This is a genomic window from Microbacterium capsulatum, from assembly GCF_030865425.1.
Lineage (GTDB): Bacteria > Actinomycetota > Actinomycetes > Actinomycetales > Microbacteriaceae > Microbacterium > Microbacterium capsulatum.
The window spans coordinates 553,815-573,472 of record NZ_JAVFCB010000001.1; the positions used below are offsets into that span (position 1 = coordinate 553,815).

At 70.8% G+C, this 19,658-nt stretch carries 15 protein-coding genes and 1 tRNA gene; 11 read left to right on the top strand and 5 right to left on the bottom strand.

Annotated elements, in window-relative coordinates:
- Positions 1-115: 115 nt before the first annotated feature.
- The 6 genes from gltB (at position 116) to RBR11_RS02670 (ending at position 9,095) form a co-directional block, all read left to right on the top strand.
- Complete coding sequence (gene gltB, locus RBR11_RS02645; RefSeq protein WP_308487801.1) at positions 116-4,648, top strand: glutamate synthase large subunit; 4,533 nt, start codon at positions 116-118, stop codon at positions 4,646-4,648.
- Complete coding sequence (locus tag RBR11_RS02650; RefSeq protein WP_308487733.1) at positions 4,641-6,104, top strand: glutamate synthase subunit beta; 1,464 nt, start codon at positions 4,641-4,643, stop codon at positions 6,102-6,104. Before gltB ends, RBR11_RS02650 begins: the two co-directional genes overlap by 8 nt.
- A 58-nt stretch (positions 6,105-6,162) precedes the next feature.
- Positions 6,163-7,611, top strand: coding sequence for a pyruvate kinase (pyk, locus tag RBR11_RS02655; RefSeq protein ID WP_308487734.1), 1,449 nt, complete (start codon positions 6,163-6,165; stop codon positions 7,609-7,611).
- A gap of 88 nt (positions 7,612-7,699) precedes the next feature.
- A tRNA-Leu gene (locus tag RBR11_RS02660) sits at positions 7,700-7,785 on the top strand.
- Between the two features lie 32 nt (positions 7,786-7,817).
- The gene (locus RBR11_RS02665) at positions 7,818-8,435 is read left to right on the top strand and encodes an ANTAR domain-containing response regulator (protein ID WP_308487735.1); all 618 of its coding nucleotides are present in this window, start codon (positions 7,818-7,820) and stop codon (positions 8,433-8,435) included.
- A gap of 15 nt (positions 8,436-8,450) precedes the next feature.
- Complete coding sequence (locus tag RBR11_RS02670; protein ID WP_308487736.1) at positions 8,451-9,095, top strand: GNAT family N-acetyltransferase; 645 nt, start codon at positions 8,451-8,453, stop codon at positions 9,093-9,095.
- On the opposite strand, the gene RBR11_RS02675 is transcribed toward RBR11_RS02670, so the two are convergent.
- Complete coding sequence (locus tag RBR11_RS02675) at positions 9,070-9,447, bottom strand: hotdog fold thioesterase (protein ID WP_308487802.1); 378 nt, start codon at positions 9,445-9,447, stop codon at positions 9,070-9,072. The genes RBR11_RS02670 and RBR11_RS02675 overlap by 26 nt on opposite strands.
- Positions 9,448-9,549: 102 nt before the next feature.
- Here RBR11_RS02675 and polA point away from each other — a divergent pair, with 102 nt between their 5' ends.
- The 4 genes from polA (at position 9,550) to RBR11_RS02695 (ending at position 15,915) form a co-directional block, all read left to right on the top strand.
- The gene (gene polA / locus RBR11_RS02680; RefSeq protein WP_308487737.1) at positions 9,550-12,183 is read left to right on the top strand and encodes a DNA polymerase I; all 2,634 of its coding nucleotides are present in this window, start codon (positions 9,550-9,552) and stop codon (positions 12,181-12,183) included.
- An 85-nt stretch (positions 12,184-12,268) separates the two neighbouring features.
- Complete coding sequence (locus tag RBR11_RS02685; RefSeq protein ID WP_308487738.1) at positions 12,269-13,951, top strand: DUF885 domain-containing protein; 1,683 nt, start codon at positions 12,269-12,271, stop codon at positions 13,949-13,951.
- Positions 13,952-14,035: 84 nt separating this feature from the next.
- Positions 14,036-15,067: an LLM class flavin-dependent oxidoreductase gene (locus RBR11_RS02690; RefSeq protein ID WP_308487740.1), complete on the top strand. Its 1,032-nt coding sequence runs from the start codon at positions 14,036-14,038 to the stop codon at positions 15,065-15,067.
- Between the two features lie 74 nt (positions 15,068-15,141).
- On the top strand, positions 15,142-15,915 hold the full coding sequence (locus RBR11_RS02695) for an SGNH/GDSL hydrolase family protein (RefSeq protein WP_308487741.1): 774 nt from the start codon (positions 15,142-15,144) through the stop codon (positions 15,913-15,915).
- A gap of 109 nt (positions 15,916-16,024) precedes the next feature.
- Here the strand turns inward: RBR11_RS02695 and RBR11_RS02700 are convergent, their stop codons facing one another.
- The gene (locus tag RBR11_RS02700; RefSeq protein WP_308487742.1) at positions 16,025-16,594 is read right to left on the bottom strand and encodes a dihydrofolate reductase family protein; all 570 of its coding nucleotides are present in this window, start codon (positions 16,592-16,594) and stop codon (positions 16,025-16,027) included.
- A 131-nt stretch (positions 16,595-16,725) separates the two neighbouring features.
- Here RBR11_RS02700 and RBR11_RS02705 point away from each other — a divergent pair, with 131 nt between their 5' ends.
- On the top strand, positions 16,726-17,469 hold the full coding sequence (locus RBR11_RS02705) for a formylglycine-generating enzyme family protein (protein WP_308487743.1): 744 nt from the start codon (positions 16,726-16,728) through the stop codon (positions 17,467-17,469).
- Between the two features lie 30 nt (positions 17,470-17,499).
- Here the strand turns inward: RBR11_RS02705 and RBR11_RS02710 are convergent, their stop codons facing one another.
- Genes RBR11_RS02710 through RBR11_RS02720 form a run of 3 tightly spaced genes read right to left on the bottom strand, consistent with a single transcriptional unit; the run spans position 17,500 to position 19,583 of the window.
- The gene (locus tag RBR11_RS02710; protein WP_308487744.1) at positions 17,500-18,282 is read right to left on the bottom strand and encodes an ABC transporter permease; all 783 of its coding nucleotides are present in this window, start codon (positions 18,280-18,282) and stop codon (positions 17,500-17,502) included.
- Positions 18,275-19,057 (bottom strand): ABC transporter ATP-binding protein, encoded by a 783-nt coding sequence (locus tag RBR11_RS02715; RefSeq protein WP_308487745.1) that lies wholly within the window; start codon positions 19,055-19,057, stop codon positions 18,275-18,277. The genes RBR11_RS02710 and RBR11_RS02715 overlap by 8 nt, the downstream gene beginning before the upstream one ends.
- A 58-nt stretch (positions 19,058-19,115) precedes the next feature.
- Complete coding sequence (locus RBR11_RS02720; protein ID WP_308487746.1) at positions 19,116-19,583, bottom strand: VOC family protein; 468 nt, start codon at positions 19,581-19,583, stop codon at positions 19,116-19,118.
- Positions 19,584-19,658 lie beyond the last annotated feature (75 nt).

The window sequence follows — 19,658 nt, forward strand, 5'->3', positions numbered from 1 at the left end:
GCACTGAACGAGCGGGCCGACGTCGTCCCCGGGTTCATCTGAATTCAGAGGACGGTGACTGGTGTACTTCCAGCCTCCCTACGGTGCCTCCGGCGCCTACCCCCCGAAGCAGGGGATGTACAACCCCGCGTTCGAGAAGGATGCCTGCGGCCTGGCCATGGTCGCGACGCTCCGCGGGGAGCCCGGCCACGACATCATCGCGCTCGCCCTCGAGGCGCTGCGCAACCTGGAGCACCGCGGCGCCATCGGATCCGACGCGGGAACCGGCGACGGCGCCGGCATCCTGACGCAGATGCCGGACGCGTTCCTGCGCGCGGTGGTCGGCTTCACGCTGCCCCCGGTCGGCGAGTACGCCGCCGGTCTCGCCTTCCTGCCGCTCGACTCGCGCAGCCGCCGGACCCAGAAGGCCGGGATCGAGCGGATCGCCGCCGAAGAGGGCATCACCGTCCTCGGCTGGCGCGAGGTCCCCACCGCGAACCAGCACCTCGGCAAGCTCGCCGACGAGGCCCGCCCCGCGTTCGAGCAGCTGTTCGTCTCCCGTCCGGCCGGCGTCGCCGCCGACGGATCCGTCACCGAGGCCCTTTCCGGCATCGCGCTGGACCGGCTCGCGTACCGGCTGCGCAAGCGCGCCGGCCACGAGCTCGGCGCCTACTTCGTCTCCCTGTCCGCCCGCACGCTCGGGTACAAGGGCATGGTCACCACGCTGCAGCTGGAGCCGTTCTACCCGGATCTGCAGGACGAGCGGTTCGCCTCCGAGCTCGCCGTCGTGCACTCCCGGTACTCCACGAACACGTTCCCGTCCTGGCCGCTCGCCCAGCCGCTGCGCATGCTCGCGCACAACGGCGAGATCAACACGGTCGGTGGCAACCGCAACTGGATGCGCGCCCGTCAGTCCCAGCTCGAGTCGGAGCTGCTCGGCGACATCCGCCCGCTGCTGCCGATCTGCACCGACGGCGCGAGCGACTCCGCTTCCTTCGACGAGGTGCTGGAGCTGCTCACGCTGACCGGCCGCAGCCTGCCGCACGCCGTCATGATGATGGTGCCCGCGGCCTGGGAGAGCCAGTCCGACCTGGACCCCGACCTCCGCGCGTTCTACGAGTACCATGCGAACCAGATGGAGCCGTGGGACGGCCCCGCCGCCCTCATCTTCACCGACGGCACGGTCGTCGGCGCGACCCTCGACCGCAACGGACTGCGTCCTGGGCGCTGGACCGAGACCACCGACGGCCTCGTCGTGATCGGCAGCGAGACCGGCGTGCTCGAGTTCGCCCCGGAGCGGATCAAGCGCCGCGGCCGCCTGCAGCCCGGCACGATGTTCGTCGTCGACACCGCGCAGCGCCGCATCGTCGAGGACGAGGAGGTCAAGCGCGACCTCGCCGCCCTGCAGCCGTGGCAGCGGTGGCTGGACGAGGGCCGCGTGCGCCTCGCCGATCTGCCCGAGCGCGAGCACATCGTGCACCCGCCGGCATCGATCACCCGTCGCCAGCGCACCTTCGGCTACACCGAGGAGGAGGTGCGGATCCTGCTCACCCCGATGGGGCAGACCGGCGCCGAGCCGCTCGGCGCGATGGGCAGCGACACGCCGATCGCCGTGCTCTCCGAGCGCCCGCGGCTGCTCTTCGACTACTTCGTGCAGCAGTTCGCGCAGGTCACCAACCCGCCGCTCGACGCGATCCGCGAAGAGGTCGTCACGAGCCTCGCCCTCGGCCTCGGCCCGGAGCGCAACCTGCTCGACTGGGGTCCCGCGCACGCCCGCACGATCGTGCTCGACTTCCCGGTCATCGACAACGACGAGCTCGCAAAGCTCCGCCACATCGACCGGATGCTGCCGGACCGCTCGAGCGCGACGATCAAGGGCCTGTACCACTTCGATGCCGGACCCCACGCGCTCGCCGAGCGGCTCGAGGAGATGTGCGCCGAGGTCGACGCGGCCATCGAGGCCGGCGCCGAGCTGATCATCCTCAGCGACCGCGACTCGAACAAGGACCTCGTCCCGATCCCGTCGCTGCTGATGCTGTCGGCGGTGCACCACCACCTGATCCGCCGCGAGGACAGGATGAAGGTCGGCCTGATCGTCGAGGCCGGCGACGTGCGCGAGGTGCACCACGTGGCCACCCTGATCGGCTACGGCGCCTCCGCGGTCAACCCGTACCTCGCGATGGAGACCGTGGAGCACCTGGTGCGCACGGGCTACATCACCGGCATCACGCCGGAGAAGGCGGTCCGCAACGTCATCTACGCGCTCGGCAAGGGCGTGCTCAAGATCATGTCGAAGATGGGCATCTCGACCGTCGGCTCGTACGCCGGCGCGCAGGTGTTCGAGGCGATCGGTCTCAGCCAGGAGTTCGTCGACGCGTTCTTCACCGGCACCGAGACCAAGCTCGGCGGCATCGGCATCGAGGACGTGTTCGCGGAGAACCAGGCGCGGCACGACTTCGCCTACCCGGAGGACGCCGCCGCCCGCGCGCACGAGCGGCTGTGGACCGGCGGCGAGTACCAGTGGCGCCGCGACGGCGCCCCGCACCTGTTCAGCCCGGACACCGTGTTCCGGCTGCAGCACGCGACCCGCACCCGCCGCTACGACATCTTCCGCGAGTACACGAAGCTCGTGGACGACCAGGCGAAGGAGCTGAAGACCCTCCGCGGCCTGTTCGAGCTGCGCACGGGGGAGCGGCCGCCGGTGCCGATCGACGAGGTCGAACCGGTGTCGTCGATCGTGAAGCGGTTCTCCACCGGCGCGATGAGCTACGGATCCATCTCCCAGGAGGCGCACGAGACGCTCGCGATCGCGATGAACCGCCTCGGCGGCAAGTCGAACACGGGCGAGGGCGGCGAGGACCCGGACCGTCTCGTCGACCCGGAGCGCCGCAGCGCGATCAAGCAGGTCGCGTCGGGCCGCTTCGGGGTGACGAGCCAGTACCTCACCCAGGCGGACGACATCCAGATCAAGCTCGCCCAGGGCGCCAAGCCCGGTGAGGGCGGTCAGCTGCCGCCGCAGAAGGTGTACCCGTGGATCGCGCGCACCCGGCACGCGACGCCCGGCGTCGGCCTCATCTCGCCGCCGCCGCACCACGACATCTACTCCATCGAGGACCTCAAGCAGCTGATCTTCGACCTGAAGCGCGCCAACCCGGACGCCCGGATCCACACCAAGCTGGTGAGCCAGTCGGGCATCGGCGCGGTCGCGGCGGGTGTGGCGAAGGCGCTCAGCGACGTCGTGCTCGTCTCCGGCCACGACGGCGGCACGGGCGCGAGCCCGCTGAACTCGCTCAAGCACGCCGGCACCCCGTGGGAGCTCGGCCTCGCCGAGACCCAGCAGACGCTCATGCTGAACGGCATGCGCGACCGCGTCGTGGTGCAGGTCGACGGCCAGCTGAAGACCGGACGCGACGTGGTCGTCGGCGCGCTGCTGGGCGCGGAGGAGTTCGGCTTCGCCACGGCCCCGCTCGTGGTCAGCGGCTGCATCCTCATGCGCGTCTGCCACCTGGACACCTGCCCGGTCGGCGTCGCGACGCAGAATCCGCTGCTGCGCGAGCGCTTCACGGGCAAGCCCGAGTTCGTCGTGAACTTCATGGAGTTCATCGCGGAGGAGGTGCGCGAGCTGCTCGCCGCGCTCGGCTTCCGGAGCCTGGACGAGATCGTGGGACGGGCGGATCTGCTCCGTGTCGACGCCGCGATCCGGCACTGGAAGGCCGACGGCCTCGACCTGGCGCCGGTGCTCGAGGGCCCGGCGTTCCCCGCCGACGAGCCCCGCCGCAGCGGCCGCGCGCAGGACCACGAGCTGGAGAAGCACTTCGACGCCCCGCTGCTCGCGGAGGCCGCCGAGGCGATCGCCCAGGGGACCCCGATCTCGTTCGATCTCGCGATCCGCAACACGGAGCGCGCGGTCGGCACGATGCTCGGCCACGCGGTGACCGCACGTCACGGCGCCGACGGTCTGCCCGACGGCACGATCGACATCGCCCTGCACGGCACGGCGGGTCAGTCGCTGGGTGCGTTCCTGCCCCGGGGCATCTCGATCCGGCTCGAGGGCGACGCCAACGACTACGTCGGCAAGGGCCTCTCCGGCGGCGAGATCTCGATCCGCGCGCACCGCGACGCGACCTTCGAGCCGCATCGCAACGTGATCGCCGGCAACGTGATCGGCTACGGTGCGACGAGCGGCACGATCCACATCTCCGGTGTGGTGGGCGAGCGCTTCCTGGTCCGCAACTCCGGCGCGACCGCGGTCGTCGAGGGCGTGGGCGACCACGCGCTCGAGTACATGACCGGCGGAATCGCGGTGATCCTCGGCGACACCGGCCGCAACCTCGGGGCGGGCATGTCGGGCGGCATCGCATACATCCGCCACCTGCACACCGAGCGCCTGAACCCGGTCTCGCTGCGCTCCGGCGAGCTGGAGCTGCTGCCGCTGGACGAGGTGGACGCCCAGGAACTGCGGGAGCTGCTCGTGCAGCACGTGGCGCGGACCGGATCGACGCTCGCCGCGTCGATCCTCGAGGACGAGGGCTTCGCCACGTCCTTCACGAAGATCCTCCCGAGGGACTACGCAGCGGTGCTGCGGACCCGCGCGGAGGCCGAGGCCGAGGGGATCGACCCCGACGGCTCCGTTGTCTGGACCCGCATCCTGGAGGTGACCGGTGGCTGATCCCAAGGGCTTTCTGACCGTGACGGAGCGCGAGCTCCCCGCCCGCCGGCCCGTTCCGGTCCGCATCATGGACTGGAAGGAGGTGTACGAGCCCGGCGACTCGGCCGTGCTCCGCCGCCAGGCCAGCCGCTGCATGGACTGCGGCGTGCCGTTCTGCCACCAGGGCTGCCCGCTCGGCAACCTCATCCCGGAGTGGAACGACCTCACCTGGCGTGGCGAGGGCCGTGCCGCGAGCGAGCGGCTGCACGCCACGAACAACTTCCCGGAGTTCACCGGGCGGCTGTGCCCCGCTCCCTGCGAGAGCGCCTGCGTGCTCGGCATCAACCAGCCGGCCGTGACCATCAAGCAGATCGAGGTCTCGATCGTCGACGAGGCGTTCGCGTCCGGCTGGGTCGAGGCCCAGCCGCCGGCCCGCCTCACCGGCAAGACCGTCGCGGTGGTCGGATCCGGCCCCGCCGGCCTCGCCGCCGCGCAGCAGCTCACCCGCGCCGGCCACACGGTCGCCGTGTTCGAGCGCGACGACCGCATCGGCGGCCTGCTCCGCTACGGCATCCCGGACTTCAAGATGGAGAAGTCGCACCTGGACGCGCGCCTGCGCCAGATGCAGGAGGAAGGGACCCGGTTCCGCGCCGGCGTGGACATCGGCACGGACATCAGCTGGGACGACCTGCGCGCCCGGTACGACGCGGTCCTCATCGCGACCGGATCCACGCTCCCGCGCGACCTGGCGATCCCGGGGCGCGACCTCGACGGCGTGCACTTCGCGATGGAGTACCTCGTGGAGTCGAACCGCGTCACGGCCGGCGACCCGGTCGCGAACCAGATCACCGCGCACGGCAAGCACGTGATCGTGATCGGCGGCGGCGACACCGGTGCGGACTGCATCGGCACCGCGCACCGCCAGGGCGCGCTCAGCGTCACCAACCTGGCGATCGGGCGCCAGCCCTCTGCGGGACGCCCGGAGCACCAGCCCTGGCCGATGATGCCGACCGTGTTCGAGGTGTCCTCGGCGCACGAGGAGGGCGGGGAGCGTCAGTACCTGGCATCGACCGTCGAGTTCCTCAGCAACGATGCGGGGGAGGTGCGCGCCCTGCGCGTCGCCGAGACCGAGTTCGTGGACGGCCGTCGCGTGCCCCGCAGCGGCACCGAGCGCGAGATCCCCGCGGATCTGGTGCTCATCGCGATGGGCTTCGTCGGTCCCGAGTACGAGACGTTCGGCGCCGAGGCCCCGCAGCGCACCGACCGCGGCGTGTTCCGCCGGGACGAGGACTACACCTCCACCGTCCCCGGCGTGTTCGTGGCGGGCGACGCGGGTCGCGGTCAGTCGCTCATCGTGTGGGCGATCGCGGAGGGCCGTGCCGCGGCCGCCGCCGTCGACCGTCACCTCATGGGCCAGACCGTCCTGCCGGCGCCGGTGCGCCCGTCGGATGTCGCGATCGGACTCCAGCCCGCGTAGGCTGGGCCCGGCAACGAGGCCCTTCATCCATCCCCCCTACGAAACCCGGAGAACGCATTTGAGACGCGCCAAAATCGTAGCCACCCTCGGCCCCGCCACCTCGACGTATGAGACCGTCCGGGCCATCATCGACGCCGGTGTGGACGTCGCCCGCCTGAACCTCAGCCACGGCGACTACTCGGTGCACGAGAACAACTACGCGAACGTCCGCCGCGCGGCGGAGGACTCCGGCCGCGCCGTCGCGGTCCTCGTCGACCTGCAGGGCCCGAAGATCCGTCTCGGCCGCTTCGCGGACGGACCGCACGACCTCGCGGTCGGCGACATCTTCAAGATCACCACCGAGGACATCCTCGGCACGAAGGACATCTGCGGCACCACCTTCAAGGGCCTGCCGCAGGACGTCAAGCCCGGTGACTTCCTCCTCATCGACGACGGCAAGGTCCGCGTCGAGGTGATCGACACCGACGGCACCGTGGTCACCACCCGCGTGATCGTCGCCGGCACCGTGTCGAACAACAAGGGCATCAACCTGCCCGGCGTCGCCGTCAGCGTGCCCGCGCTGAGCGAGAAGGACGAGGACGACCTGCGCTGGGGTCTGCGCACCGGCGCCGACCTGATCGCGCTGTCGTTCGTCCGCAACGCGGAGGACGTCTCCCGCGTGCACGAGATCATGGCCGAAGAGGGCGTCAAGATCCCCGTCATCGCCAAGATCGAGAAGCCGCAGGCGGTCGACAACCTCGAGGAGATCGTCGACGCGTTCGACGGCATCATGGTCGCCCGCGGCGACCTGGGCGTCGAGCTGCCGCTGGAGGCGGTGCCGATCGTGCAGAAGCACGCCGTCGAGCTCGCCCGCCGCATGGCCAAGCCGGTCATCGTCGCGACGCAGATGCTCGAGTCGATGATCTCGAGCCCCGTGCCGACCCGCGCCGAGACCTCCGACGTCGCGAACGCGGTGCTCGACGGCGCCGACGCGGTCATGCTGTCCGGCGAGACCAGCGTCGGCGAGTACCCGGTCGTGGTCGTGGAGACCATGGCCCGGATCATCGAGTCCACCGAGGACCACGGCCTGGAGCGGATCCACCCGCTCACCGCGAAGCCGCGCACGCAGGGCGGCGCGATCACGCTCGCGGCCCTCGAGGTCGCCGAGTTCGTCGACGCGAAGTACCTGTGCGTGTTCACGCAGTCCGGAGACTCCGCCCGCCGTCTGTCCCGGCTGCGCTCCAGCATCCCGATGCTGGCGTACACGCCCGACCCCGGCATCCGCCGCCGGCTCGCCGTGAGCTGGGGCGTGCGCACGACCCTCGTCGACATGGTCGCGCACACCGACATGATGTTCCACCAGGTCGACGAGCACCTGCTCGGCTCCGGCCTGGCCCAGCCCGGCGACAAGGTCGTCGTGATCTCCGGATCCCCTCCCGGGATCATCGGATCCACGAACGACCTCCGCATCCACCGGGTGGGCGACGCCGCGAGCGGTGCCGCCCCGGCCTACCAGGCCGGCAAGTAAGGGCGTCCGAGGAGGGGCCGGTTCCCGCGGGAGCCGGCCCCTCCTCGCGTCCCGGGGCGCCGGGCCCGGTACGGTACAGTCGATCCGGGCCGGCGTGGCGGAATGGCAGACGCGGAGCACTCAAAATGCTTTGTCCGAGAGGACGTGTGGGTTCGAGTCCCACCGCCGGCACCAGTACACAGAGCTCCCACCGATAGGATGGATCCGTGACCGAAGAGCAGCAGCCTGAGCAGCCCGCCTCGTCCGCTCCGCGACGCGTCGTCGTCGCCGAGGACGAATCTCTGATCCGCCTCGACATCGTCGAGATCCTCCGCGACAACGGATTCGACGTCGTCGGCGAGGCCGGAGACGGCGAGACCGCGGTGCAGCTGGCCACCGAACTGCGCCCCGATCTGGTCATCATGGACGTGAAGATGCCCCAGCTGGACGGCATCAGCGCCGCCGAGAAGCTGCACAAGGGCAACATCGCCCCCGTCGTGCTGCTCACGGCATTCAGCCAGAAGGAGCTCGTCGAGCGCGCGACCGAGGCCGGTGCCCTGGCCTACGTCGTCAAGCCGTTCACGCCGAACGACCTGCTCCCCGCGATCGAGATCGCCCTCGCCCGGCACGAGCAGATCATCACGCTCGAGGCCGAGGTCGCCGACATGGTCGAGCGCTTCGAGACCCGCAAGCTCGTGGACCGGGCCAAGGGCCTGCTCAACGAGAAGATGGGCCTGAGCGAGCCCGAGGCGTTCCGCTGGATCCAGAAGGCATCGATGGACCGCCGCCTGACCATGCAGGACGTCGCGAAGGCGATCATCGAGCAGCTCGCCCCCAAGAAATGAGGCGGGAGCGGATCAATGTCGCGCAGCGACGTTGATGCGGCCCGGATCAGGTTGAGCGAGCGCAGCGAGACGAAACCTCTGGGGGATCTCGGCGACGGGATCCTCCTGCGTCCGCTGCTGGCGGGCGACGGTATCGGCCTCGCGGACGGCTATGCGCGCAATCGCGCGCACCTCGCGCCGTGGGAGCCGCTCCGCTCGGAGGACTACTTCACGCCTGCCCGGCAGGACGAGATGGTCGCCCGCACGCTGCAGGACGCCGCCGACGGTCGTTCCGCCCCGTACGTCCTGACGGACCAGCGCGAGCGGATCGTCGGCCGGGTGAATCTCAGCGACATCGTCCGCGGCGCGTTCTGGAGCGGGCACCTCGGCTACTGGATCGACGCCGACCTCGCCGGGCGCGGGATCATGCGCCGCGCCGTCGCCACGGTCTGCGCGCTCGCCCGTGACGACCTCGGCCTGCATCGGGTGCAGGCGGCGACGCTGCTGCACAACGAGGCGTCGCAGCGCGTGCTGCGCGCGGTCGGCTTCACCGAGATCGGCCGCGCCGAGCGCTACCTGCGGATCGCGGGGGAGTGGCAGGACCACCTGCTGTTCCAGCTCCTCCTGGAGGATGCCGCCGCGATCGGAGCGCCGGTCAGTCCGGCTCCGGCACGTCCTTGATCATGTTCGTGATCCGGATCGTGGAGCAGCGCCGGCCCTGATCGTCGCTCACGACGATCTCGTGCACGGTGATGCTGCGGCCGAGATGCACCGGGGTGCACACGCCCGTGACGGTGCCGGCCGTGGCCGAGCGGGTGTGCGTGGCGTTGATGTCCACGCCGACGGCGAGACGGCCGTGCCCGGCGTGCAGGTTCGCAGCCATCGAGCCGAGCGACTCGCCCAGCACGACATATGCCCCGCCGTGCATGAGACCCACCGGCTGCGTGTTGCCCGCGACCGGCATCGTCGCGACGCACCGCTCGACCGAGAACTCGACCCAGCGCAGCCCCATCTTCTCCGCGAGCGCGCCCATGCCGCGTTCGGCGGCCCAGTCCAGGCCCGGGGTCGTCTGCAGGGGCTCGGTCACGCGGGTCCTCCTCGAATCGATGTCCGTGGCGCTCGTTAGGCTGGAGTCGTGACGGACTCCGCAAAGCCTACCCTCATGGTCGTCGACGGCCACTCGCTCGCGTACCGGGCCTTCTTCGCCCTCCCGGTCGAGAACTTCACGACCAAGGACAACCAGCACACGAACGCGATCTACGGGTTCCTGTCCATGTTCGTGAACCTGATCAAGGCCGAGCAGCCAACGCATCTCGCGGTCGCGTTCGACACCTCCCGGCACTCGTTCCGCACGGACGAGTACCCGGAGTACAAGGCCACCCGCTCGGAGACGCCGAACGAGTTCCGCGGGCAGATCCCGCTGCTGCAGGACTGCCTGGCCGCGATGTCCGTCCCCGTGCTGACCAAGGAGGGGATCGAGGCCGACGACATCCTCGCGACCCTCGCCGCACAGGGATCCGCGCAGGGCTACGACGTCCTCGTCGTCTCCGGCGACCGCGACACGATCCAGCTCGTGAACGACGAGGTCACCCTCCTCTACCCGTCCGTGCAGGGCGTGTCGCAGCTGAAGCGGTACGACCCCATCGCCGTGCAGGAGCGATACGGCGTCCGCCCCGAGCAGTACCCCGACATCGCGGCGCTGGTCGGCGAGACCAGCGACAACCTGCCCGGTGTGCCGAAGGTCGGCGAGAAGACCGCGGTGAAGTGGCTCACCCAGTTCGGCACGCTCGACGAGCTGCTCGAGCGCTCCGGAGAGATCAAGGGCGTCGTCGGCGGCAACCTCCGCGACCACATCGACGACGTGCGCCGCAACCGCCGCCTGAACCGGCTCCTGCAGGACGTCGAGCTTCCCCTGGGCCCGGCCGACCTGGCCGTCCGGCCGATCGACGCCCAGGGCGTGCGCGACATCTTCGCCCGCCTGGAGTTCCGCACGCTCCTGCCGCGCGTGTTCGAGGCGACCGGCGAGGATGCGCCGGCCGAGGACGCCGCGGCCACGGTCGCCCTGCCGGACGCCGCCGAGATCGGCGCCGCGGACGTCGCCGCGTGGCTGGCGAAGGCGACCGGCGAGGTCGCCGTCGAGATCACGGTCGCAGCCGGCCTCCCGCAGCGGATCGGCCTGGCGCACGGCGACGACCTCGTCGAGCTGACCTGGGACCCGGCGGCGCAGGCCGCGATCGCGGACTGGCTGAGCTCTGACGCGCCGAAGATCCTGCACGACGCGAAGCCCCAGGTGAAGGCGCTGCACACCGCCGGCGTGCGCCTGAACGGCCTCGCCTACGACAGCAACCTCGCCGGATGGCTGCTGCGCCCGAGCTACCCGGACAAGTCCCTCGCCGACCTCGTCGACCGCTACCTCGGGGAGAAGCTGCCCGAGGCGGATCCGAGCCAGCTCGTGCCGGAGACCGAGGGCGCCACGCCCGCCCAGCTGGCCTGGTTCACCACCCGGGTGACGGCGGCGCTGCGCGGCGAGGTGCCCGAGAGCGTGGACCGCGTGCTCCGCGAGATCGAGCTGCCCACGCTCGTCGCCCTCGCCGACATGGAGCTCGCGGGCGTCGCCGTCTCGCACGACATCCTGTCCGGCTTCTCCCAGGAGCTGGGCGAGCGCGCGAACGGGATCGCGGAGGAGTCCTACTCGGTCATCGGCCGTGAGGTGAACCTCGGCTCGCCGAAGCAGCTGCAGGAGGTGCTCTTCGAGGAGCTCGACCTGCCGAAGACGCGCAAGACGAAGACCGGGTACTCGACGGATGCCGCCTCGCTCGCGGACATCCAGGAGAAGAATCCGCACCCGTTCCTCGAACTGCTCTCGCAGCACCGCGAGGCCACGAAGCTGCGGCAGATCATCGAGTCGCTCGACACGGCGATCCGTCCGGACCACCGCGTGCACACCACCTACGTGCAGACCGGCAGCCAGACCGGGCGCCTCAGCAGCACCGACCCGAACCTGCAGAACATCCCGGTCCGGACCGAGGAGTCGCGGCGGATCCGCAGCGCCTTCCAGGTCGGCGAGGGCTACGAGACGCTGCTCACGGCGGACTACTCGCAGATCGAGATGCGGATCATGGCGCACCTGTCCGGCGACGAAGGCCTCATCGAGGCGTTCAACTCGGGCGAGGACCTGCACCGCTTCGTCGGCGCGCGCGTGTTCGGCGTCGAGCCGTCCGAGGTCACCTCGGCCATGCGCACCAAGGTCAAGGCGATGTCGTACGGCCTCGTCTACGGCCTCAGCGCCTTCGGCCTGTCCAAGCAGCTGCGGATCGAGCAGTCCGAGGCGAAGCACCTCATGGTGGAGTACTTCGCCCGGTTCGGCGCCGTGCGCGACTACCTGCGGGCGTCGGTGATCGCGGCCAGGGAGGTCGGCTACACCGAGACGATCTTCGGCCGCCGGCGTCCGTTCCCCGACCTCGCCAGCCCCAATCGGGTGCTGCGCGAGAACGCCGAGCGGGCGGCGCTCAACGCGCCGATCCAGGGCAGTGCGGCCGACATCATGAAGATCGCTCTGTTCCGCATCCACGAAGACCTGCTCGCGCAGGGCCTCACGTCGCGCGTGCTGCTGCAGATCCACGACGAGCTCGTGGTCGAGGTGGCTCCGGGGGAGTGGGACGCGACGGAGCGGATCGTGCGCGACCGGATGGGGGGAGCGGCCGATCTGTCCGTGCCGCTGGACGTGCAGGTCGGCCAGGGCGCGGACTGGAACGAGGCGGCGCATTGAACAGCCGGCTCTGACAGGGGATCCGGCGATTTCCGACCCGGCCGGTGCTTACCGGCCGGGCGGTCCTGCCGGTTAGGCTCTGAGGATGACCGCAGAGCAGCCCACGAAGCGCACGCCCTCCGCCATCGACCAGCTCGCCGAGGGCTGGGTCGACACCCTCACCCAGCTGTCGCCGATCCTCGGCACGTACATCGGCCGCAACGAGGTCAACGGCCGGCTGGACGACCTCAGCCCGGAGGGTCACGAGCACGCCGTGGCCGAGACCCGGCGCGCCCTGGCCGAGCTCGAGGCGCTCGAGCCCGCGGACGAGATCGACCGGGTCACGCAGACCGATCTCTCCTCCGAACTGCGTCTGTCGCTCGAGCTGCACGACGCGCAGTGGCATCTGCGCGACCTCAACGTGATCGCCTCGGCCGCGCAGGACGTGCGCCAGGCCTTCGACCTCATGCCGACCGGCACCGCCGAGGACTGGGCCGTGATCGCCGAACGGCTCGGCGCGGTGCCCGCCGCGCTCCAGGGCTACACCGCGACCCTCCGGGAGGGCAGCGCGAAGGGCGTCGTACCCGCCCGGCGTCAGGTCATCGAGGTGGCCACGCAGATCGCCCGGTACACCGCGGACGAGGGCTTCTTCGCGTCGTTCGTCGCGGAGGCGGCGCCGGAGCAGGGCTCCCTGCCGGCCAGCCTCGCGCGCGAGCTCGCCGACCGCTCGGCCGCCGCCCGCGTCGCCTACGACGAGCTGCGGTCCTTCCTCACCACCACCCTGGCCCCTGCCGCGGGGGAGCAGGATGCGGTCGGCCGGGAGCTCTACGGGCTCAACTCGCGCCGATTCCTCGGCGCCACGATCGATCTGGACGAGACCTACGAGTGGGGCCGCGAGGAGCTCGCCCGGATGGTCGCCGAGCAGACCGCGATCGCGAACGAGATCCTCCCCGGCGCCACGGTCGAGGAGGCCGTCGCGCACCTCGAGGCGGACCCCGCCCGGAAGCTGCACGGCACCGACGCGCTGCAGCGCTGGATGCAGGAGACCAGCGACCGCGCGATCTCCGAGCTCGGCGCCACGCACTTCGACATCCCGGAGAAGATCCGCACCCTGGAGTGCATGATCGCGCCCACGCAGGAGGGCGGGATCTACTACACCGGCCCGACCGACGACTTCTCCCGCCCCGGTCGGATGTGGTGGTCGGTGCCGGAGGGCGTCACCGAGTTCGACACCTGGCGCGAGCTGACGACCGTCTACCACGAGGGCGTTCCCGGGCATCACCTGCAGATCGCGCAGGCGACCTACAACCGCGCCGAGCTGAACACCTGGCGGCGCGTTCTCGCCGGCACATCGGGCCACGCCGAGGGCTGGGCCCTGTACGCGGAGCGGCTGATGGAGCAGCTCGGCTACCTGGACGACCCGGCCGACCGCCTCGGCATGCTCGACGGGCAGCGCATGCGCGCGCTGCGCGTCGTGCTCGACATCGGCGTGCACCTGGGTAAGCCGCGCCTGGACGGCGAGGGCGTCTGGGACCACGACTACGCGCTCGACATGATGCGCCGCAACGTGAACATGTCCGACGAGTTCCGCCGCTTCGAGGTCAACCGCTACCTCGGCTGGCCGGGTCAGGCGCCGTCGTACAAGGTCGGCCAGCGGATCTGGGAGCAGGTCCGCGACGCTGTGAAGGCCCGCGAGGGCGCGGCGTTCGACATCAAGGCGTTCCACAAGCGCGCACTCGACATGGGCGGCGTCGGACTGGACACGCTGCGCTCGGTGTTCCTCGGCTGACATCGTCCCGAGATTCCGGGCGATGGGCGGGAATGCTCCCGCTCATCGCCCGGTTCCATTCAGCTGAATAGGAAAGAGGTCGGGATGGACATCGAGTTCGGACTGGGAACGTTCGGCGACGTCAGCAAGGGCGCCGACGGCGAACCGCTCACCGGGGCGGAGACGATCCGCAACATCGTGGAGCAGGCGGTCCGGGCCGACGAGGTCGGCGTCGACTACTTCGGGGTGGGGGAGCACCATCGCCACGAGTTCGCCGTGTCCAGCCCGGAGATGGTGCTCGCGGCGATCGCCTCCCGCACGAAGCGGCTGCACCTCGGCACCGCCGTCACCGTGCTCTCCTCCGACGACCCGGTGCGGGTCTACGAGCGCTTCGCGACGCTCGACGCCCTCTCGAACGGGCGCGCCGAGGTCGTCCTCGGCCGCGGTTCGTTCACCGAGTCGTTCCCGCTGTTCGGCTACGACCTGCGCGACTACGACCGTCTCTTCGAGGAGAAGCTCGAGCTCTTCGTCGAGCTGCTGAAGGAGGAGCCGGTCACGTGGCAGGGCACGGTCCGCGCCCCGCTGGAGAACGCGGACGTCTTCCCGAAGACGGAGAACGGCCTGCGCACCTGGGTCGGAGTCGGCGGATCGCCCGAGTCGGTCGTGCGCGTCGCGCGCTACGGCCTCGGCCTCACGCTCGCCATCATCGGCGGCCCCGCCGGCCGGTTCAAGCCGTTCGTCGACCTGTATCACCGCTCCACCGCCGCCTTCGGCACGACCGTGCACCCGATCTCGGTGCACTCGCCCGGGCACGTCGGCGACACCGACGACGAGGCCTGGGACGCCGTCTACGAGGGGATGGCCGCGATGAACAACACGATCGGCCGGGAGCGCGGCTGGCCCGCCTACAGCCGCGCGCGGTTCCAGAACGACGTCGGCCCGGAGGGCGCCGTGTACAGCGGATCCCCGGACCGGGTCGCGCGCAAGATCGTCGACACGGTGCGCACGCTCGGGATCGGCCGGTTCGAGCTCAAGTACGCCACCGGGACCATGCCGCACGAGGCGATGATGCGCAGCATCGAGCTGTACGGCACCGAGGTGATTCCGCGCGTGCGGGCGATGCTCGCCGACGACTGAGCCACCCCGCGGAACGGTCGTCGCCGAGCGATGCGCGGGACGCCCGGTCGCGGGGCGCATCGTAGGCTGGGAGGATGACTGCCGTCCGTTTCGTCGCCATCGGAGACTCGTTCAGCGAGGGCGTCGGAGACGAACTGCCGGACGGCCGGGTACGCGGCTGGGCCGACATCGCCGCGCAGGGCTGGGCCGACGCACTCGGTGCACCGATCTCGTACGCGAACCTCGCCATCCGCGGCCGGCTCGCCTGGCCGGTCGTCGAGGAGCAGCTCGAGCCCGCGCTGGCGCTGAATCCCACGCACCTGTCCTTCAACGCGGGCGGCAACGACATGCTGCGTCCGAAGGCCGACATCGAGCACATTGCCGACGCCTTCACCCGCGTACTGCGCCGCTGCGACGAGACCGGGACCACCCTGATCGTGCTGTCCGGCGCGAATCCGTCGGCGCGGCTGCCGCTGAGCGCGCTCATCCAGCGCCGCGGCGACGAGCTGTCCGCGGCCGTGCTGCGCCGGATCCAGGACCGCCCGGACGTCCTGCGGGCGCTGAACTGGCCGGATGCGGAGCTCAGCGACGCGGCGTACTGGTCGGAGGACCGGCTGCACATGAACGCGAACGGCCACCACCGCGTCGCAGCCCGGGTGCTGGACGCCGTCGGCGTCGGCGCACCCGCGTCATGGTGGCACGCCGACTCGCTGCCCGAACAGGAGCGCCTCGGCACCGGCGCGTACTACCGCCGCCATGTCGGGCCGTGGATCCGCCGCCGGGTGACCGGCCGCTCCTCGGGGGACGGGCGCCCGCCGAAGTACGCCGACTGGATCGAGCTCGCCCCGCGGGAACCGGAACCCGCCTGAGCACCGGCGTCGAGCGGAGGGAAGGAACACGGATCCCGATATCGCGGCTGACGCCGACGCCGGGTCGTGCGCCCCGGGAGCCGGCGACCCGCTGATCCGTCCCACGCCCTCAGTCGACGCTCGGAGGGACGAGCCGGTAGGTGAGCTCCGCGAACGGTCCGGCCTGACGCGCGCCGATCAGCTCGAGACGACGGTGGTCGAGGTCGCGGGGAAGCAGCGGCTTGCCGGCACGGAGGGTCGCAGGCGCGATGGTCACGACGATCTCGTCCAGGTGCCCGGCGTCGGCCACCTGGCCGGCGAGATCCCCGCCTCCCACGATCCAGACGTCCCGCCCACCGGCCGAGGCGACGATGTCGTCCCAGTGATCGGCGACGGGTCCGGACACGAACCGGATGTCGGCGCCGGGAACGACCGGCAGCGAGCGGGAGGTGAACACGAAGGTCGGCCGGTCGCCGTAGAACGCCTGCCAGCGCCCGGGGTGGACGAGGAGGTCCTCCTCCCGCAGCACCCATTCGTAGGTCGAGGATCCCTCGACCAGCACGCCCATTCCCGACATGAAGTCCGCGATGTCGGCCGTCGCCTCCTCTTGCGGTATGTCGAGCAGCCAGGCCAGCGAATCGTGCTCGTCGGCGAGGAATCCGTTGAGCGTGGCGGCGGTGTAGTAGATCGCGCGGGTCATCCGGGCAGGGTATCGCCGGCCGCCGACATCGCGCGGGCGGAGGCCCGGGCGCGGTGCAGCTGCCCTTCCCGCGCGGTGCGCCGGGTCGGCCATGCTCCGATGCCGGGCCCGGCCTCTTAGACTTCCGTGAGATGAGCGATATCGAGATGCGCGCCCTGCCGGCAGGATCCGTGGACCTGCACGACGCGAGGACGAAGCGGCGCTGGCGGGTGCAGCTCGACGCGTTCGAGATCGGCATGTTCGCCGTCACCGAGGAGCAGGTGTCGGAGCTCCTCGGGATCGCCGCGGAGCACCCCGACCGCCCCGCCGTCGACGTCTCCTGGCAGCGCGCGATCCGCTTCTGCAACGCCGCCTCGGAGTGGGAGGGGCTGGACCCGGCGTACCGTTTCGACGGCGAGGAGGTCCGCTGGGACGTGACCGCCGACGGCTTCCGGCTGCCGACCGAGGCCGAGTGGGAGTACGCCTGCCGCGCCGGTTCGACCACACCGCATTACGGACCGCTCGGCGAGATCGCGTGGACGGCGGCCGACGGCGTTCGGCATCCGCAGCGCGTGGGGGAGCGCCTGCCCAACCTGAACGGACTGTTCGACACGCTCGGCAACGTCTGGGAGTGGTGCTGGGATCTGCTGGATCCGGCCCGGTACGGGCAGTACCGGGTGTTCCGCGGCGGCGGTTTCGCCGACGACGCGTGGAGCGTGCGCGCGTCCGTGCGCCGCGGCGGAGACCCGCGCACCGCACAGGACGATCTCGGGTTCCGGGTCGCCCGGGGCGGGTTCGACGCCGTCGACGAGGCGCAGGGCTGGTCGCTCGCCGCCGACGAGGAGCGAGCGCTGGGCGGCGGTCCGCTCCCACCCGGCTGGACGCCGCGGCGCTGAGCCGCCGCCGCCGGCACTGTCGTCACAACGTCAGTGCGAGTCCCAGCGGAACCAGCGGATGCCGAGGAACGAGAACACCGCGATGTAGCCGACGCAGGCGATCATCGCGTAGGTGTCCTGATCCGCCCAGCCGGTCCCCGCGGCCGCGTCCGTGAACAGGTTCATCAGGGCGCCGACCGGCGTCCATCCCGAGATCGACTTCACGACGTCCCCGAGGATGCCGGTGCCGCCCAGCAGCCCGATCAGGACGAGAACGATGAACAGGATCCGCCCGATCGCGTTGATCGCGGAGGTGGTGCGCACGAGGGCGACGAGCGCCTGACCGAGCGAGAGGAACACGGCGGCGCCGAGGACGGCGATCCCGAGCATCAGCAGGTACTGCCCGGCGCCGAGGGTCAGCCCGTGCACGATCGCGCCCACGATGATCACGATGATCGAGCCGATCATGTTCGAGGCCACCTGCACGACCAGCCGGCTGACCATGACCGTCCAGGTCGGGGCCGGGCTCACCCGCAGCCGCTGCAGCACTCCCACCTCCCGGTCGTGCGCGAGGTTCAGGCTGTAGCCGAGCAGGCACGAGGTGACCAGTCCCAGGGTCAGCGCCAGCCCGACCACCTGGGCGCCGCCACCCAGTCTGTTCGCCTTGCCGAACGAGGTCACGACGACGATGACGACGGGCAGCAGGATGCTCAGCACCGCCGAGACGCGGCTGCGCAGCAGCACGAGCGCGTCGGCGCGGAAGAGGCTCGCCAGGGCGAGACCGACCGGCGGGCGGAGGATGCGGGCGTCCGAGGGTGCGACGCTCTCAGTCACGGATATCACTTCCCGTCAGTCCGATGAAGACGTCTTCGAGGGTCACGTCCCCGTGGGACACCTCGAGGACCCGCGGATCCTCCCGGTGCATCGCGATGAGGTCCGCCGGGGTCCCGACGGTGAGCACCGCGCCGTGGTCGATGATCGCGACCCGGTCGCACACGGCCTGGGCCTCCTCCATCGAGTGCGTTGTGAGCAGGATGCTGCTTCCGGCGCGGCGCAGCCCCTCGATCCGTCGCCAGAGCGCCCGTCTCGACTGCGGATCGAGCCCGGCGGTCGGTTCGTCCAGGAGCAGGAGCGTGGGGTCGTGGATCGTGGCGATGTAGAGCGCGAGGCGCTGCTGCTGGCCGCCGGACAGCTGCTTGAACCGCTTGCCCGACTCCTGGTCGAGACCGATCTCCCGCAGGTGCGCCGAGATCTGCGCGCGGGAGAGCCGCACCCCGTAGAGGCCGCCGAAGAGCCGCGCGATCTGCTCGATGCTCAGCTCCGGCTGGAAGCTCGACGACTGCAGCTGCACGCCCATGTGCGCCTTCGCGGAGACCGGATCCCGGCGGGCGTCGACGCCGTTGATCCGGATCTCGCCGCTGCGCGGTGCGACGAGACCCTCGATCGCACTGAGGGTGCTGGTCTTGCCCGCGCCATTGGGTCCGAGGAGGCCGAAGATCTCACCGTGCTCGATCCGCAGCGCGATCCCGGCCACGGCCACCTGGCTCCCGTAGACGACCTTCAGGTCGTGTACGCTCAACGCCGCCGGCGACTCGTCCGCTTCGCTCATGATCGTCAGTATCCGCCCGGCGGGGGAGCAGGATCCATAAGGCGTGCCTATGGAAGTCCTATGAGTTTGATCGCGCGTCCTGGTCGGATGCGCCGAACTCCTCGACCAGGCCGACGATCACCCCGGCGGGGCCGCGGACGTAGCAGTAGAGCAGCAGATCGAGGTATTGCGCGATGCCGCCGACGAGCTCGGCGCCGTGGGGGCGCAGGCGGTCCATCGTGTCCTGCAGATCGTCGACGACGAACGTGAGCCGGGGGATGCCCGGCACGTTCGCGGGTGCCCACGGGGCCGGGCTGTCGGCGACCGGCCTCTGGAACGTCGAGAGCTCGATGCGGCTTCGACCGTCGGGCGTGCGCATCATAACGATGTCCGAGCGGACGTCGGTCAGCCCGACGATCCGATCGACCCAGTCGCCTTCGACGGTCGTCCGTCCCTCCGCACCGAGGCCGAGGGCTGTGAAGAACGCGACCGCGGCGTCGAGGTCCTCCACGACGAGGCCGACATGATCCATCCTGCGCACCGTCATGGCCCGATGCTAACCCGCAGCGCAGGCATCGCCCAGGGGCGATCGGCGGGCAGCCGATGCCCGGGGACGCGCACG